The following is a 16,216-nucleotide window of genomic DNA, read 5'->3' as shown; positions in this document are numbered from 1 at the left end:
CCCCGCAGGCGGGGAGAGGGAAGGGTGAGGGGCCATGTCTCATTCCGGCCGAATGACGACTAAGCTCCGAACCCTGCCCGCTTCAGCCGGTTCACCGCGAGGTCCATCGCCGACAGGAAGGCCGAGCGGTCGCGCGGTGAAAACGGCGCGGGGCCGCGGGTCGCGCCGCCGGCCGAGCGGATGTCGTCCATGAGATTGCGCGTTGCCAGCGCCAGGCCGATGGAGCCGGCATCGAACAGCCGGCCGTTGGGCGCCAGCGTCGTCGCGCCGGCCTTCACCGTGCGCGCCGCCAGCGGAATGTCCGCAGTAATGACGATGTCCGACGGCCCGGCGCGTTCGGCAATCCAGTCGTCGGCGACATCGGGCCCTTCGCTCACAACGATCCGCTCGATCCACGGCTCGCGCGGCACGCCGAGCGGGCTGTTGGCGACCACCTTCACGGCGAGGCCGTAGCGCTGCGCGACGCGATAGACCTCGTCCTTCACCGGACAGGCGTCGGCGTCGACGAAGACGGTGATCGGGCCGCCCGCCGCCATGGGTCAGCGGCGCTCGCGGTTCTTGCGGTGCTTGAAGCCGCCACGCTCCGCCTTGCCGCGCGGCGGGCCGGGCGGGCCCCTCTTGCGGAAGGGGCGATCGCCGGCGGGCTTGTCGCCGCGCTCGTCATCGCGGCGCGGCGCGGGACGGCGCGGCCGTTCCTCGTGCCGCTCCTCGATGGGCGCGATGTGCACGTCGTCGGCATTGCCCTTCCTGGCATTGATGATGAACTTCTCGGCCACGCTCGCCGCCACCTGCACCTCGGTGGTGGTGTCGTTGATGCGGATGGCGCCGATATCCTGGCGGGTGACGCCGCCCCGCCGGCAGAGCATCGGCAAGAGCCACTTCGGATCGGCGCGGTTCGACCGGCCGACATCGAGGCGGAACCAGGCCATGTCGCCGCTCACCTGCATGTCGCGCGGCTCGCGGCCCTTGATGGGCGCGGTGGCGCGGCCATGGCCGGGATCGGAGACCTCTTCCGGCTCGGGCAGGCGCGAGCGCAGCACGCGGGCGAGCGCCACGGCGATCTCCTCGGCCGAGCGACGCTGCATCAGCAGCTCGGCGATCTGGCTGTCCTCCTCGTCGGCGGCCACCGTCAGCACCGGATCGGCGAAGATGCGCTCGCGGTCGAGGGCGCGGATTTCCTCGGCCGTCGGCGGGCCGGACCATTCGGCGCGGATGCCGGCTTCCGCCAGCAGGCTCTCGGCGCGGCGGCGGCGGTTGGTCGGCACCACGAGGACGCTGACGCCCTTGTTGCCGGCGCGGCCGGTACGGCCGGAGCGATGCTGCATGACCTCGGCGTCGTGCGGCAGCTCCGCATGGATGACGAGGGCGAGGTTCGGCAGGTCGATGCCGCGCGCCGCGACATCGGTCGCGATGCAGATGCGGGCCCGGCCGTCACGCAGCGACTGGAGGGCGAGGTTGCGCTCGTGCTGGCCGAGCTCACCCGACAGGAACACTGCGGAGAAACCACGCTCGACGAGCGTCGCGTGCAGGTGGCGCACGGCGTTGCGGGTGTTGGCGAAGATGATGGCGGTCTGCGGGTCGAGCTGGCGCAGTAGGTTGACCACCGCGTGTTCGGCCTCGTTGGGGAAAACGCGGATGGCGCGATAGGCGATGTCCTGGTGGCCGCGCTCGCCGCCGCCCGCCTCGATGCGCAGGGCGTCATGCTGGTAGCGCTTGGCCAGCGTCACGATGCCGGCTGGCAGCGTCGCCGAGAACAGCAGGGTGCGGCGGTTCTCGGGCGTGGCGTTGAGGATGAATTCGAGGTCGTCGCGGAAGCCGAGGTCGAGCATCTCGTCGGCCTCGTCGAGGACCACGGCGCGCGCCTCGAAGGGTGCGAGCGCCCCGCGCTCGATATGGTCGCGCAGGCGGCCCGGCGTGCCGACGACGATGTGGACGCCCTCTTCCAGCAGGCGGCGCTCACGCCGCGCATCCATGCCGCCGACGCAGGCGACGATGCGCGCGCCGGTCTCGGCATAGAGCCACTGGAATTCGCGCTGGACCTGCAGGGCGAGTTCGCGCGTCGGCGCGACGATGAGGGCGAGGGGATCGGCCGGCGGGCCCATGCGCTCGGCGCCGTCGAGCAGCGTCGTGGCCAGCGCCAGGCCGTAGGCGACGGTCTTGCCCGAGCCGGTCTGGGCGGAGACGAGGAGGTCGCGGTCGGCCGCCTCCTTGGCGACGACGGCGGTCTGGACGGGCGTCAGGTCAGTATAGTCGCGGGCGGCGAGGGCCGCGGCGAGCTGCGGCGGGATGGTCGTTTTGGTCAAAGGGTCGGATCTTTCGGACGGGAGAGCATGCCGGCGATCGGGCGCGGCAGGGGCGGCACGCAAGCCGCGGGCAGGGGATGGCGGGGACTGTCGCGCCTTCCCTAGGCGCTTCCCGCGCAAAAAGCCATGACTTTCCCGGCAAGATGACCTTGCGCCACCGGTGGGCCGGCCTGTCAGCCGAGCTCGCAGGCGATGCGGCGCAGCAGCGCCAGGAACAGCGCCTTGTTCTCCGGGCCGACCAGCCGGTCGAGATCGGCGTCATGGGCGCGCGCCGCCGCCATCAGCTTCTGGTGCAGCGCACATCCCTTGTCGGTGAGGAAGAGCGTGTAGCTGCGCCGGTCGTTCGGCGCCCGCTCGCGGCTGACGAGGCCGCGCTTCACCAGGTCGTCGAGCGTGGTGGTGAGGGTTGACTTGTCCCGCCCCGCCGCCTTGCCGAGGGCGGTTTGGGTCATGCCGGGATTCTCGGCGATGAGGGTCAGCACCGCAAAGCGCCGCGGCTTCAGGTCGGGATCGCCGACGCGGGCCGCGAAGGCGCGGAACGAGGCCTCCTGGGCGAGCCGCAGGTGGAAGCCGATGAAATCGTCGAGCGGACCGAGCCGCGCCTCGTCGCTGCGCGCGTCGCTTCGGTCGGTCTCGGAACGGGGCGGGATCGCGTCGGCCATGGTGTCGGACAAGGGCGGCCGAGGCCGCGGAGCGCGACCATGACATGCTCCGCCGCCGCCTCACAAGATGGTCTTGACTCTAACTGTTGGATATCCAACTAATTGCCGCCCCATCCTCGGGACCGGCCATGTACACAGCGTCCACCGCCTTCCTCGAAGCGCTCGCCGAAGCCGGCGTGGACTACCTGTTCTGCAATTTCGGCAGCGACCATCCCGCCATGATTGAGGCGCTCGCCGAGGCCGCGCGCAGCGGCCGCCGGCTGCCGAAGGTCATCACCTGTCCGAACGAGATGGTGGCGCTGACCGCGGCGCAGGGCCACGCGCAGGTCTCCGGCAAGGCCCAGGCGGTCATCGTCCATGTCGAATGCGGGACCCAGTCGCTCGCCGGCGCCGTGCACAACGTCTCGAAGGGCCGCGTCCCCGTGCTGATCTTCGCGGGAGCCTCGCCCTTCACCCAGTTCGGCGAGCTCCCCGGCAGCCGCAACGAGTTCATCCAGTGGATCCAGGACGTCCACGACCAGCGCGGCATCGTCCGCGGCTACATGCGCTACGACGCCGAGCTGCGCACCGGCCGCAACATCAAGCAGATGACCTGGCGCGCCCTGCAATTCGCCCAGTCCGACCCCAAGGGCCCGGTCTATCTGATGGGCGCCCGCGAGGTGATGGAGGAGACGCTCGATCCCGCCGCGCAGGCCGGCCTCGCCGTCGAGGATTTCGCCCCCATCGCTCCCGCCGCCCTGCCGCAGGAGGCCGTCCACGCCCTGCTGACCGATCTTGCCGGTGCGCGCCGGCCGCTCATCGTCACCTCCTATCTCGGCCGCAACACCCAAGCGGTGGCCGAGCTCCAGCGCCTCGTCGGGCCCCTTGGCATCGGCGTGATCGAGAGCGTGCCGAACGCGGTGAACCTGCCGCATGACGACCCGATGTATCTTGGCTGCCAGTGGAACGAGCCGCGGCAGAACCCGCATCTTGCCGCCGCCGACGTGGTCGTCGTCATCGATTCCGACGTGCCGTGGATCCCCACGGTCTCGAAGCCCGCGCCCGGCGCGAAGATCTGGCACCTCGATGTCGACCCGCTGAAGCAGGACATGCCCCTCTGGTCGATTCCCGCGCGCCGCGTCTTCCGCGTCCACGCCCAGACCGCGCTCGCCCAGCTCAATGCCGGCCTCGACCGCATCGGCCTGGACGTTGCCCGCATCGGCGAGCGCCGCGCTCACTATGTCCGTGCCCACGAGGCGCGGAAGCAGGCGCTGGCCTCGGCCGAGGCCAAGCCCATGGGCGACCGTCTGACGGCGGAATATGTCACGGCCTGCGTGCGTGCCCATGTCGATGCCGACACGATCATCCTCAACGAGGGCATCACCAACTATCCCGTGGTGGTGAATCACATCGCCCCGACCCGCGCCGGGCAGATGCTGAACTCCGGCGGCGGCAATCTCGGCTGGACGGGTGGCGCCGCCATCGGCGCCAAGCTCGCCGATCCGGCCAAGACCGTCATCGCCCTGACCGGCGACGGCTCCTACATGTTCTCGCAGCCCTCCACCGTCCACTGGATGGCGCGCCACTACGACACGCCCTTCCTGCAGGTGGTCTTCAACAACCGCGGCTGGCGCGCCCCGCGCTACTCGATGCTTGCGGTCCATCCGCAGGGCGAGGCGAGCCGCGCCGCCGATATCGGCGTCGCCTTCGACCCGCCGCCGGATTATGCGGGCATCGCCGCAGCTGCCGGCGGCGCCTATGCCCGGCAGGTGCGACATCCCGACGAGGTCGAGGCGGCTGTTGCCGAGGCGCTACGCGTGGTGAAACAGGACAGGAGGGCTGCTGTACTCGACGTATGGTTGCCCCATCTGATGGAAGGCTGACGACCCGATCCCGATCCGACGGCGCCAAACGACCGCGGACGGACAGAGGAAACATGAGGGAGGAACGACATGGCGCAGGATGCATCGCCGAACCGTCGCCACGTGCTCGCCGCCGGCCTCGCTGGCGCAGGGCTGATCGCGAGCCCGGGTCTTGTCCGGGCCCAGGCCTGGCCGAGCCGGCCCATCCGCATCGTCGTCGCTTTCCCGCCGGGCGGGGCGGCGGACATCGTCACCCGCCATCTCACCGAACGGCTGTCGCAGGAATGGGGCCAGCCGGTCGTCGTTGAGAACCGCGGCGGCGCCGGCGGCAACGTCGCCTCGGCCGAGGTCGCGCGCACCGACCCGGATGGCCACACGCTGCTCATCACCTCGAGCGCGGTGGCCATCAACCACCTGCTCTATGCGCGGATGCCGCTCGACACGTTCAAGGACCTGGCGCCCGTCGGCATGGGCATCACCGTGCCCAATGTCATGGTCGTGCCGGCGGCCTCGCCAGACCGCACCCCGGCCGACCTCCTCGCCCGCGCCCGCGCCAATCCCGGCAAGCTCACCTACGGCTCGGCCGGCATTGGCTCGTCGATCCACATGGCCGGCGAGCTGTTCAAGTATCTCGCCAAGGTCGACATGGTCCACGCGCCCTATCGCGGCGCCGGCCCCGCCATGAACGACCTGATCGGCGGACGGCTCGACGTCATGTTCGACACGCTCACCGTCTCCGCCTCGCAGATCCGCGGCGGCACCATCCGCGCCATCGGCGTCTCCACCAGGGAGCCGCTGGCCGAACTGCCCGGCGTGCCGGTCATATCGGCGACCGTGCCGGGCTACGAGATGCAGTCCTGGTTCGCCTTCTTCACCGCCGCCCGCACGCCGCCGGAGATCATCGCCCGGCTGTCGGCGGGCCTGAAGGCAGCGCTGCACGATCCGGGCGTGGTGAAGCGGCTGGCCGAGATCGGCACCACGCCGGTCGGCTCGACGCCTGAGGAACTCGCCGCCGCCATGCAGGCGGAGGTCCGGCTCTGGGAGCCGGTCATCAAGGCCGCCGACATCAAGATCAGTGGCTGACAGGCGGACCCGCGGGAGGGCGGGTCCTGATGCAGGCATGACAACCACAACGACACCCCCGGGACGAGGGGACATCCAAGGAGGCCCATGATGCGCATCACCCACCCCAGCCGCCGCGCCGTCGTCGGCGGCATCGCCGCCGCGGCGCTCGCCGCGCCCCAGGTCCGCGCCCAGGCGGGGCCGGTCAAGATCGGCTTCTCGATCTCCAAGACCGGTCCCAATGCCGGCGGCGCCAATGTCACGACCCTGCCGAACTACCAGCTCTGGCTGAAGGAGACGAACGATGCCGGCGGCCTGAAGCTGCCGGGCGGCCAGCGCCGTCCCATCGAGTTCGTCGAGTATGACGACCGCTCCCAGTCGGAAGAGGCGGTGCGCAACATCGAGCGCCTCGTCAACCAGGACAAGGTCGACCTGCTGCTGCCGCCCTGGGGCACGGCGATGAACCTCGCGGTGGCGCCCTCGTTCAACCGCGGCGGCTTCCCGCACCTCGCCTCGACCTTCTTCGTCGAGCGCCAGCCCGAGCTGGTGAAGCGCTGGAACAACATGTTCCTGTTCCTCGACCGGCCCTCCACCGCCATCACCGCGCTGACCGACCTCCTGGCGACGCTGAAGGACAAGGGCCTCGGCAACACCGTGGCGCTCGCTTCCGTGCAGGACCAGTTCGGCCTCGAGCTCGTCAGCGCCGCCCGCGCCGGCATCGCCAGGGCCGGCTTCCAGATCGTCATGGACCGCCAGTATCCGCCGGGCACGCAGGACCTCGCGCCCATCGTCTCCGAGGCGGCGCGGCTCAAGCCCGACATGTTCCTTGCCTTCTCCTATCCGCCGGACACCCTGGCGCTGACCGAGCAGGCGCGCATCGCCGGCCTCAATCCGAAGGTCTTCTACACCGCCGTCGGCACCGCCTTCCCGCTCTACAAGCAGCGCTTCGGCGCCAATGCCGAGGGCGTCATGGGCATCGGCGGCGTCGATGTCACCAACCCGCGGATCAAGGACTACATCGAGCGCCACAACCGCATCGTTGGCCGCGAGCCCGATCGCTGGGCCTCGACCACCACCTATTCGACGCTGCAGGTCCTCACCCAGGCGATCGAGCGGGTCGGCATCGACAAGGCGGCGCTCGTCCGCGACATCGCTGCCAATTCCTTCGACACGATCCTCGGCCCCATCAAGTTCGCCGACAACCAGCGGGTCGACCAGTGGTGGGTCGGCCAGTGGCAGCAGGGCGAGTTCGTCGCCCTCGCGCCCACCAAGGTCGGCGGCACCAAGGCGCCGATCTTCCCCAAGCCCGCCTGGCCCACCGCCTGAGGCCCCTTCGCCAAGGCCCGCCGCCCCGTTGAGGGGCGGCGGCTTCTCCCGGAGACGCCCGTATGTTCCTCGTCGACGTCATCCTGTCGGGACTGATCCTCGGCGGCATCTATGCGCTGATCGCCATGGGGCTGTCGCTCCAGTACGGCGTCGCGCGGATCATGAACCTCGCCTATGGCGAGTTCACCATCGCCGCCTCCTTCCTCGCCTATGTGATGTTCACCCTCGCCGGGGTGAGCCCGATCCTGGCGCTGGCCGTGGCCATGCCCGCCTCCTTCGCCCTCAACTGGGCGATCTACCGCGTGCTGATGACGCCGCTGGTGAAGCGCGCCAAGTCGCCGGGCGCGCTCGAGGTCGATTCCATCCTCGCCACCTTCGGCCTGCTCTTCGTCGTCCAGGGCATCCTCTTGATGATCTTCGGCGGCTCCTATGTGAGCTATTCCTACCTCGCGGTTCCGGTGCAGATCATCGGCTCGACGGTGGCGCTGAACCGCCTCCTCGCCGCCGGCCTTGCGGTCGCCATCGCCCTGGCGCTGACCCTCTTCCTCATGCGCACCCGCATCGGCACGGCGATCCGCGCCGTCTCGGTGAACCCGGCCGCCGCTCCTCTCGTCGGCATCGACACGACAGCCTATGCGGCCTTTGCCTTCGGCCTCGGCGGCGCGCTGGTGGCGGCCTCCGGCGTGCTCGTCTCGATGTTCTTCACCTTCAACGCCGCCATGGGCGTGGTCTTCACCATGAAGGCGCTGATCGTCGTCATCATGGGCGGCGTCGGCAACATCTTCGGCGCGCTGATCGCCGGCCTCATCCTCGGCCTCGCCGAGTCGCTGACCGCCGCCTTCCTCGATGGCGGCCTGACGCTGGCGGTGAACTTCGCGCTCTTCCTTGCCATCCTGCTCATCCGGCCGACCGGCCTGTTCGGAAAGGCCGCCCGATGACCGCCAAGGACTGGATCGTTCCGCTTGCCATCCTCGCTGCAGCGGTGGTGCTGGCGCCGCTGCCGCTGGTCGCCGGCTCCTACTGGATGGCGCTGCTCGTCAACGTGCTGATGTATGCGGTGCTGGCCACGGCCTGGGCGCTGTTCTCCGGCCCGACGCATTACGTGTCGCTGGCCACCGCCGCCTTCTTCGGCCTCGGCGCCTACACCATGGCCTTCCTCGGCGAGAAGCTGCCGCTGGCGCTGGTCTATCCCGTGGCGGCGCTGATCGGCGCGGTCATCGCCACCATCGTCGGCCTGTCGACGCTGCGCCTGTCAGGCGTCTATTTCGTCATCTTCACCTTCGGCCTCGCCGAGCTCGTCCGCCAGCTCGTTACCTGGGCCGAGGCGAAATATGGCGGCACGGTCGGCCGCTTCGTCTTCATCGACGTCACCCAGCAGGGCATCTACTGGATGCTGCTGGGGATGCTGGTCCTCGTGCTGCTCACCGGCTTCCTCGTCCAGCGCTCGCGCCTCGGCTGGGCGCTGAAGGCCATCGGCGAGGACGAGACGGTGGCCCGCCATGCCGGCATCGACACGACGGTGTCGAAGGTCGCCGTCTTCGTCATCTCGGCGACCTTCATGACGGTGGTCGGCGCGATCATGGCGCCGCGCTGGACCTATATCGACCCCTCCATCGCCTTCAATCCGATCATCTCCTTCCAGGTGCTGATCATGGCGCTGTTGGGGGGAGCGGCGCGGCTCTACGGGCCGATCCTCGGCGTCGTGCCGCTCGCCATCCTCTTCGAGATCCTGCAGGCGAATTTCCCCAATTCCTTCTCCATCCTCCTCGGCCTCGCCTTCCTGGTGATCGTCTATTTCGTGCCCAGCGGCATTGTCGGGCTGATCGACCAGGGCCGCGACGTGCTGGGCCGCGCCGGGCGCCGCCGCGCCCATCCGGCGGAGTGATCCGATGCAACCGCTCCTCGAACTCCACGGCGTCTCGAAAGCCTTCGGCGGTCTGCGCGCCGTCGACGGTCTCACCGCCTCGGTCCGCCGCGGCGAGGTGGTCGGCCTCGTCGGACCCAACGGCTCCGGCAAGACCACCGCGCTCAACCTCGTCACCGGCAATCTCACCGCCGATTCCGGCGCGATCCTCTTCGAGGGCCGGCCCATCGAGCGCGCCGCCGCCCATCGCATCACCCGCGCCGGGATCGCCCGCACCTTCCAGCTGGTGCGCGTCATGCCGAGCCTGACGCTGGCCGAGAACGTCGCCGTCGGCGCCATGTTTGGCGCCCGCGCCTGTTCGCCCGCCGAGGCGCAGGAGCGGGCCCTGCCGCTGCTCGCGCGCGTGGGCCTTGCCGCCCGCGCCGAGGAGCGCGCCCGCAGCCTCACCTATATCGACCAGAAGCGGCTGGAGCTCGCCCGGGCGCTCGCCGCCGAGCCGCAGCTCCTGCTGCTCGACGAGTGGCTCGCCGGCCTCAACCCGACCGAGCTGAAGGAGGGCATCGCCCTCATCGCCGCGCTCGCCGCCGACGGGCTCACCATCGTCATGGTCGAGCATGTGATGGACGCCATCCGCGCCCTGTGCAGCCGCTGCGTCGTGATGAATGCCGGCACCAAGATCGCGGAGGGCACGCCCGCGGAGGCGCTCTCCGATCCCGCCGTCATCAAGGCCTATCTCGGAGACGACGATGCTTGAGGTCGCCCGCCTCTCCGCCTCCTACGGCCCGCACCGCGCGGTCGACAGCGTCACGCTGACGGTCGGCCGCGGCGAGACCGTTGCCATCCTCGGCGCCAACGGCGCCGGCAAGACCACGCTGCTCAAGGCGCTGGCCGGCCTCGTTCCGGCCGAGGCCAGCGTCACTTTCGAGGGCCGCCGCCTCGAGGCTGCCGATCCGCACCGCATCGTCGAGCAGGGCATCGCGCTCGTCCCAGAGGGCCGCGGCATTTTCGGCGACCTCACCGTCCGCGAGAACCTCATGCTCGGGGCCTTCCCGAAGCGGGCGCGCGCCCATGAGGCGGCGACGCTGGACGACGTGCTGACGCTCTTTCCCCGCCTCGCCGAGCGCCTGTCCCAGCAGGTCCGCACCATGTCGGGCGGCGAGCAGCAGATGGTCGCCATCGGCCGGGCGCTGATGAGCCGGCCGAACCTCCTGATGCTGGACGAACCCTCGCTCGGCCTGTCGCCGGTGATGACCGGCGAGCTCTTCAAGGGCCTCGCCGCCATCAAGGCGCGCGGCATGGCGATCCTCATCGTCGAGCAGAACGCCAAGCGCTGCCTGAAGCTCGCCGATCGCGCCTATCTCATCGCCAATGGCCGCATCGTCGGCGAGGGCGCTGCCGCCGCGCTCGCCGACGACCCGCAGGTCGCCGCAGCCTATCTCGGCGGTGCCGCGCCCGCCAATGACGATGCGGCGGCGCCCGCCTTTGCCCCGCCGCCGATCTTCTCGCCCTCGCCCCTGCCGGCGACGGGCGAGCATCCGCCGCAGTCCCGTCCCACCCCGCCGGCCCCAGCGGCCGTGCCATCCCCCGCGTTCCCGGAGAGCCCCGCCATGAAGCACGTGAACCTGATGATCGACGCCCGCGAGCTGGGCGCCGCCGACGGCCGCACCTTCGACCGTCTCGACCCCGTCACCGGCCAGGTCGCCACCCGCGCCGCCGCCGCCACCGTCTCGGATGCTGTCGCCGCCGTGGACGCGGCGGCCGCCGCCTTCCCGGCCTGGTCGGCGCTTGGCCCGAACGAGCGCCGCGCCAAGCTGAACGCCGCCGCCGACTTGATGCAGCAGCGCGCCGAGGATTTCGCTGCCGCCATGATGACCGAGACCGGCTCCACCAAGGGCTGGGCGTTGTTCAATGTGGGCCTTGCCGCCGGCATGCTCCGCGAGGCCGGCGCCATGACCACCCAGATCACCGGCGACGTCATCCCCACCGACAAGCCGAACAACCTGGCGCTGGCCGTGCGCCAGCCGGTCGGCGTCATCCTCGGCATCGCGCCGTGGAACGCACCGGTCATCCTCGGCGTGCGCGCCATCGCCATGCCGCTCGCCTGCGGCAACACCGTCGTCTTCAAGGCCTCCGAGCAGTGCCCGGCGACCCACCAGCTCATCGGCCAGGTGATGCGCGACGCGGGCCTGCCGGCCGGCGTCGTCAATGTTGTCACCAATGCCCCGGCGGACGCCGCCAAGGTGGTGGAGACGCTGATCGCCCACCGCGCGGTGAAGCGCGTCAACTTCACCGGTTCGACCCATGTCGGGCGCATCATCGCCGAGACGGCGGCGCGCTATCTGAAGCCCGCCCTGCTGGAGCTCGGCGGCAAGGCGCCCCTCGTCATCCTCGACGATGCCGACCTCGACGAGGCGGTGAAGGCCGCGGCCTTCGGCGCCTTCATGAACCAAGGCCAGATCTGCATGTCGACCGAGCGCATCGTCGTCGACGCCAAGGTTGCCGATGCCTTCGTCGAGAAGTTCGCCGCCAAGGCGAAGTCGCTGCCCCATGGCGACCCGCGCTCCGGCAATGTCGTGCTCGGCTCGCTCGTCTCGGCCGAGGCCGCCAAGCGCGTGAAGGTTCTGGTGGACGACGCCACCGCCAAGGGCGCGACACTCGCCGCCGGCGGCTCGCTTGAGGGCACGGTGATGCCCGCCACCATCCTCGACAAGGTGACGCCGTCCATGCGGATCTATGGCGAGGAGAGCTTCGGCCCCGTGGTGACCGTGGTGCGCGTCAACGGCGACGAGGAGGCGATCCGCATCGCCAACGACACCGAATACGGCCTCTCCGCCGCGGTCTTCTCCCGCGATATCGGCCGCGCCCTCGGCGTTGCCAAGCGCATCGAGAGCGGCATCTGCCACATCAATGCGCCGACCGTGCATGACGAGCCGCAGATGCCCTTCGGCGGAACCAAGGCCTCGGGCTATGGCCGCTTCGGCGGCAAGGCCGGCATCGATGCCTTCACCGAGCTGCGCTGGATCACCATCCAGACCGGCCCGCGCCCCTATCCGTTCTGAGGCGCCGCGCGTCAGGCATTCGTGGATGGCCGGGACAATCCCGGCCATGACGGATAGGACTGGGCGTCGACTGTTTTCCACCCACCATCGGACTGCCGCATGACCGAAGACATCATCGAACGCCTCGCCATCCGCGACCTCGTGGAGAACTGGGCCCTGTGGCGCGATGCCGGCGATTGGGATCGCTTCCTCACCTGCTGGCACTCGGACGGGAAGATGATGGCGACCTGGTACCAGGGGCCGGCGGCGGACTTCATCCGCGCCAGCCGCGAGGGCTGGGCCAAGGGCGTGTCGATCCTGCACTTCCTCGGCGGCACGACCATCGACCGCGAGGGCAACCGCGCCATCGCCCAGACCAAGATGACCATCTCGCAGCGCGGCCCCGTCGACGGCGTCCTCTGCGACGTCGTCTGCACCGGCCGCTTCTATGACTTCATCGAGAAGCGGGACGGCCGCTGGGGCGTGGTGCTTCGCCAGCCCATCTACGAGAAGGACCGGCTCGATCCGGTCCTCCCCGATGCGAAGCTGAGCCTCGATGCGGACCTGCTGTCGCAGTTTCCGGAGGGCTACCGGCACCTCGCCTATATCCAGACCAAGATCGGCTACACCGTGAAGCGCGACATGCCGGGCCTGCGCGGCCCCGAGGTCGAGGCGCTCTACCGGCGCGGCAAGACCTGGCTCGCCGGCGGCCCGGCGGAGTAGGGCGGCAGCAAGCCATTGGTGTCACGCTGACATCTGGGCCCCTCACCCTTCCCTCTCCCCGCGGGCGGGGAGAGGGCACGGCGGCGTCTCGCAAGACCCGTCCCGTCGTGCCGGGTGCAAAGGTCACTTGACCCCGCGGGCGCTGTGAACCCTCTCCCCGCGAGCGGGGAGAGGGAAGGGTGAGGGGCCTACCGCCGCCCCCCCTCTCACTTCAACGTGAGGCGCGCCGATGTAACCCCTTGCGGGCCCGCCGCGTATGGCATGACATCGGCCACCTCCGGGGATGCTGCATGCTGCCGTGGAACGACCGGGCGGGGAACCTCTCCGTCCTCAAGCTGACCATCTTCCTGGGCGTCGTCGCGCCGGGCCTGTGGATCCTTGCCCAGGCGGCGACGGGGACGCTCGGCTCGAAGCCCGTGACCTCCGCCATCCACCAGTCCGGCGACTGGTCGGTGCGGCTGCTGCTGCTGTCGCTGCTGGTGACGCCGCTGCGCTTCGTCGCGGACTGGCCGAAGCTCATCCTGGTGCGCCGCATGATCGGCGTCGCGGCGGCGGTCTATGCCATCGCCCATCTCGTCCTCTACGCGATGGAACAGGCCTGGGACCTCAACAAGGTCGTGAGCGAGATCCTTCTGCGCTTCTACCTGACCATCGGCTTTGCCGCCCTGCTCGGCCTGGTCGCGCTCACCGTCACCTCCACCGACGCGATGATCCGCCGGCTCGGCAGCTCCGCCTGGAACCGGCTGCATCGCCTAGCCTATCCCATCACCTTCGTCGCCATCTGGCACTTCTTCCTGCAGACGAAGATCGACGTGTCGCAGCCGGTGCTGATGCTCGGTTTCTTCGTCTGGCTCATGGGCTTCCGGCTGATGCGGCGGGCGGGCTTCGCCGTCCGCCCATTGCAGCTTCTCGCCCTCGCCATCATATCGGGCATCGCCACCGCGCTGCTCGAGGCGCTGTGGTACGCCACCATGACCGGCGTCATGGCCTCGCGCATCCTCGCCGCCAATCTCGATATCGGCTTCGGCATCCGCCCGGCGCTGTGGGTCACGATGGCCGGCCTCGTGCTGGTCGCCGTCAACGCCGTCCGCGTCCGCAAGGGCGCCGCAACGCGCGGCCGCCGGGCTGCGGTGGCCGCCGAATGACATCGGGAGGCTGAGACCATGAGGCTCGCTGATTTCTGGGCGCTGTTCGCGCCGAACCATTCGAAGGGAGACCATGCCATGGAGACCGCCACCAAGACCTTCCCTGTCACCAAGACGGACGAGGAATGGCGCCGCATCCTCACCCCCGAGCAGTACCAGGTGCTGCGCGGCCATGGGACCGAGCGGCCCGGCAGCTGTGCGCTGAACTACGAGAAGCGCGCCGGCACCTTCTCCTGCGTCGGCTGCGGCCAGAAGCTCTTCGTCAGCCACAAGAAGTTCGAGAGCGGCACGGGCTGGCCGAGCTTCGACCAGCCGCTGCCCGGCGCGGTCGAGGAGAGCGTCGACCGCTCCTGGGGCATGGTCCGCACCGAGGTCCATTGCGCCAATTGCGGCGGCCATCTCGGCCATGTCTTCCCGGACGGCCCGCCGCCCACCGGCCTGCGCTACTGCATCAACGGCGTCGCCATGACCTTCGAGCCGGAAGCGTGACCTTCGAGCCGGACGTGTCCAAGGCCTGATTGCAACCTCGCCTTAAACCTCGACGGACAGAATAATGCGGCGGGGCCCTCGGGGCTCCGCCGTTTTGCATCGGGCCGCCGCATGACCACCGAGACCGCACCCCCGCCCTTCGACCGCGAGCGGGCTCTCATCGACGTCGCCCGTGTCATTGTCGCGAGCGCGCTGACCATCGGCTCGGTGCTGCTGACCGCCTTCGGCTTCGTCGAGCGCGTCGTCGGCATCGAGCGCATCGCCACCGAGCGGCGCTTCGCGCTCCTCGCGCTGATGCCGGGCGCGGCCGCGCTCGCCTTCCTCGCCAGCGGCCGGGCGCTCGGCGCGCTCTATGACGTCAGCGTGCCGCCCCGCGACATCGGCCTGATCCGCCGCGCCCTGCTCCGCTTCACCGACGTGTCCGGCGCCTATGGCCTCTTCGCCGTGGTCATCTCGGCGCTGGTGGCGGTCGCCGCCTTCATCGCCGTGGCGCTCGTGCTCAACCTCGGCTGGCTCCTGCTGGCGAGCCTCGCCGGGGCGCTTGCCTTCTGCGTGGCGCTGTCCGGCATGCTGATGCGCTATACCCCGCGCCGCCGCCTCATCGACTTCGCGCTGGCCATCTGCATCGTCCTCACCATGGTCATCGACCAGCTGTTCTGATCACAGGACGACCCCCGCCGCATCCATCAGATGCATGTGGTTGAGGTCGGCCGCGAGCCGCATCGGCTGCCCGTCCGCCGCGCCCGCATCGGGGTGCACGCGCCCGCAATGCGTCTCGCCGCCGATGGTGAAGTAGACCAGCGTCTCGTGGCCCATGGGCTCGATGACGTCGAGGCGGATGTCGAAGGGCGCGATGCCCGGCGCGGACGCGCCCTCGCCGGCGTCGGTGACGTGTTCCGGGCGGATGCCGAGCACCAGCCCGTCCTGTCCCACATAGGACTTGTAGCGGGCGCTGCGCGTCGCCGGCACGGGAAGCACGATGCCGCCGTCGAGATGCAGCACCAGGGCGCCCGAGGCCTCCGTGAGCTTCGCCGGAATGAAGTTCATGGCCGGCGAGCCGATGAAGCCGGCGACGAAGCGCGTGCGCGGGTGGTGGTAGAGCTCGTTCGGCGGGCCGATCTGCTCGATCCGGCCGTTGTTCATCACCACCACGCGGTCGGCCAGCGTCATGGCCTCCACCTGGTCATGGGTCACGTAGACCGTGGTGGTGCGCACCTTCAGGTGCACCTTCTTGATCTCGGTGCGCATCTGCACGCGCAGCTTGGCGTCGAGGTTCGACAGCGGCTCGTCGAAGAGGAAGACCTTCGGGTTGCGCACGATGGCCCGGCCCATGGCGACGCGCTGGCGCTGGCCGCCGGAGAGCGCCTTCGGCTTGCGCTCCAGCAGCTCCTTGATGTCGAGGATGCGCGCCGCCTCGTCCACCCGCGCCTTGATCTCGGCCTTGGGGTAGCGCTTCAGGCGCAGGCCGAAGCTCATGTTCTCCGCCACCGTCATGTGCGGATAGAGCGCATAGTTCTGGAACACCATCGCAATGTCCCGGTCCTTCGGCGGCACGTCGTTGACCACGTCGCCGTCGATGGCGATGTCGCCGTCGGAAATGTCCTCGAGCCCCGCAATCATCCGCAGCGTCGTCGACTTGCCGCAGCCGGACGGGCCGACCAGCACCACGAATTCCTCGTCGGCAATGTCGAGGTCGATGCCGCGCACCGCCTCCACGTCGCCGTAACGCTTGACGACCTTCCTGAGGGTTACGCCTGCCATTG

Annotated in this window: 15 protein-coding genes and 1 pseudogene; 12 read left to right on the top strand and 4 right to left on the bottom strand. The window is 69.8% G+C overall.

All coding sequences use genetic code 11. The features are described from left to right. Positions 1-59: 59 nt before the first annotated feature. From C8P69_RS05905 to C8P69_RS05895, 3 genes are all read right to left on the bottom strand, one after another. Positions 60-536 carry a YaiI/YqxD family protein gene (locus C8P69_RS05905; RefSeq protein ID WP_108174932.1) on the bottom strand — a complete coding sequence of 159 codons (477 nt, stop codon included), beginning with the start codon at positions 534-536 and terminating at the stop codon, positions 60-62. Positions 537-539: 3 nt separating this feature from the next. Continuing rightward, entirely contained in the window at positions 540-2,303 is a 1,764-nt protein-coding gene (locus C8P69_RS05900) for a DEAD/DEAH box helicase (protein ID WP_108174931.1), read from the bottom strand. Positions 2,304-2,476: 173 nt separating this feature from the next. Further along, on the bottom strand, positions 2,477-2,965 hold the full coding sequence (locus C8P69_RS05895; protein WP_108175554.1) for a MarR family winged helix-turn-helix transcriptional regulator: 489 nt from the start codon (positions 2,963-2,965) through the stop codon (positions 2,477-2,479). A gap of 128 nt (positions 2,966-3,093) precedes the next feature. Between C8P69_RS05895 and C8P69_RS05890 the strand changes: the two genes are divergently transcribed. The 12 genes and pseudogenes from C8P69_RS05890 to C8P69_RS05840 all read left to right on the top strand — a co-directional run bounded on the left by C8P69_RS05890 (position 3,094) and on the right by C8P69_RS05840 (position 15,113). Then, positions 3,094-4,827, top strand: coding sequence for a thiamine pyrophosphate-requiring protein (locus C8P69_RS05890; protein ID WP_108174930.1), 1,734 nt, complete (start codon positions 3,094-3,096; stop codon positions 4,825-4,827). Positions 4,828-4,896: 69 nt separating this feature from the next. Beyond that, positions 4,897-5,889, top strand: a complete 993-nt coding sequence (locus C8P69_RS05885) for a Bug family tripartite tricarboxylate transporter substrate binding protein (protein ID WP_108174929.1) — start codon at positions 4,897-4,899, stop codon at positions 5,887-5,889. A 90-nt stretch (positions 5,890-5,979) separates the two neighbouring features. Beyond that, complete coding sequence (locus C8P69_RS05880; RefSeq protein ID WP_245901883.1) at positions 5,980-7,194, top strand: amino acid ABC transporter substrate-binding protein; 1,215 nt, start codon at positions 5,980-5,982, stop codon at positions 7,192-7,194. Positions 7,195-7,256: 62 nt separating this feature from the next. Further along, positions 7,257-8,132 (top strand): branched-chain amino acid ABC transporter permease, encoded by an 876-nt coding sequence (locus C8P69_RS05875; RefSeq protein ID WP_108174927.1) that lies wholly within the window; start codon positions 7,257-7,259, stop codon positions 8,130-8,132. Then, positions 8,129-9,079, top strand: a complete 951-nt coding sequence (locus C8P69_RS05870) for a branched-chain amino acid ABC transporter permease (RefSeq protein WP_108174926.1) — start codon at positions 8,129-8,131, stop codon at positions 9,077-9,079. The genes C8P69_RS05875 and C8P69_RS05870 overlap by 4 nt, the downstream gene beginning before the upstream one ends. 4 nt (positions 9,080-9,083) lie before the next feature. Beyond that, the gene (locus C8P69_RS05865) at positions 9,084-9,812 is read left to right on the top strand and encodes an ABC transporter ATP-binding protein (RefSeq protein WP_108174925.1); all 729 of its coding nucleotides are present in this window, start codon (positions 9,084-9,086) and stop codon (positions 9,810-9,812) included. Continuing rightward, positions 9,721-10,275, top strand: a pseudogene (locus C8P69_RS24160) (ABC transporter ATP-binding protein); the annotation flags it as partial. The gene C8P69_RS05865 and the pseudogene C8P69_RS24160, both read left to right, overlap by 92 nt. Positions 10,276-10,665: 390 nt before the next feature. After that, entirely contained in the window at positions 10,666-12,117 is a 1,452-nt protein-coding gene (locus C8P69_RS24155) for an aldehyde dehydrogenase (RefSeq protein WP_245901907.1), read from the top strand. A gap of 99 nt (positions 12,118-12,216) precedes the next feature. Beyond that, a complete protein-coding gene (locus C8P69_RS05855; protein WP_108174923.1) occupies positions 12,217-12,819 on the top strand; it encodes a nuclear transport factor 2 family protein in 603 nt (200 codons plus the stop codon). 290 nt (positions 12,820-13,109) lie between these two features. Next, positions 13,110-13,964, top strand: coding sequence for a protein-methionine-sulfoxide reductase heme-binding subunit MsrQ (locus tag C8P69_RS05850; protein ID WP_108174922.1), 855 nt, complete (start codon positions 13,110-13,112; stop codon positions 13,962-13,964). 78 nt (positions 13,965-14,042) lie between these two features. After that, a complete protein-coding gene (gene msrB, locus C8P69_RS05845) occupies positions 14,043-14,453 on the top strand; it encodes a peptide-methionine (R)-S-oxide reductase MsrB (RefSeq protein WP_108175552.1) in 411 nt (136 codons plus the stop codon). A gap of 111 nt (positions 14,454-14,564) precedes the next feature. Continuing rightward, a complete protein-coding gene (locus tag C8P69_RS05840) occupies positions 14,565-15,113 on the top strand; it encodes a hypothetical protein (RefSeq protein ID WP_108174921.1) in 549 nt (182 codons plus the stop codon). On the opposite strand, the gene C8P69_RS05835 is transcribed toward C8P69_RS05840, so the two are convergent. After that, positions 15,114-16,214 carry an ABC transporter ATP-binding protein gene (locus C8P69_RS05835; protein ID WP_108174920.1) on the bottom strand — a complete coding sequence of 367 codons (1,101 nt, stop codon included), beginning with the start codon at positions 16,212-16,214 and terminating at the stop codon, positions 15,114-15,116. Positions 16,215-16,216 lie beyond the last annotated feature (2 nt).

It is taken from the genome of Phreatobacter oligotrophus (assembly GCF_003046185.1).
Classification (GTDB): Bacteria; Pseudomonadota; Alphaproteobacteria; order Rhizobiales; family Phreatobacteraceae; genus Phreatobacter; species Phreatobacter oligotrophus.
Note: the sequence above shows the minus strand (reverse complement) of the source record. Positions and strands in the feature narration are given on the sequence as shown.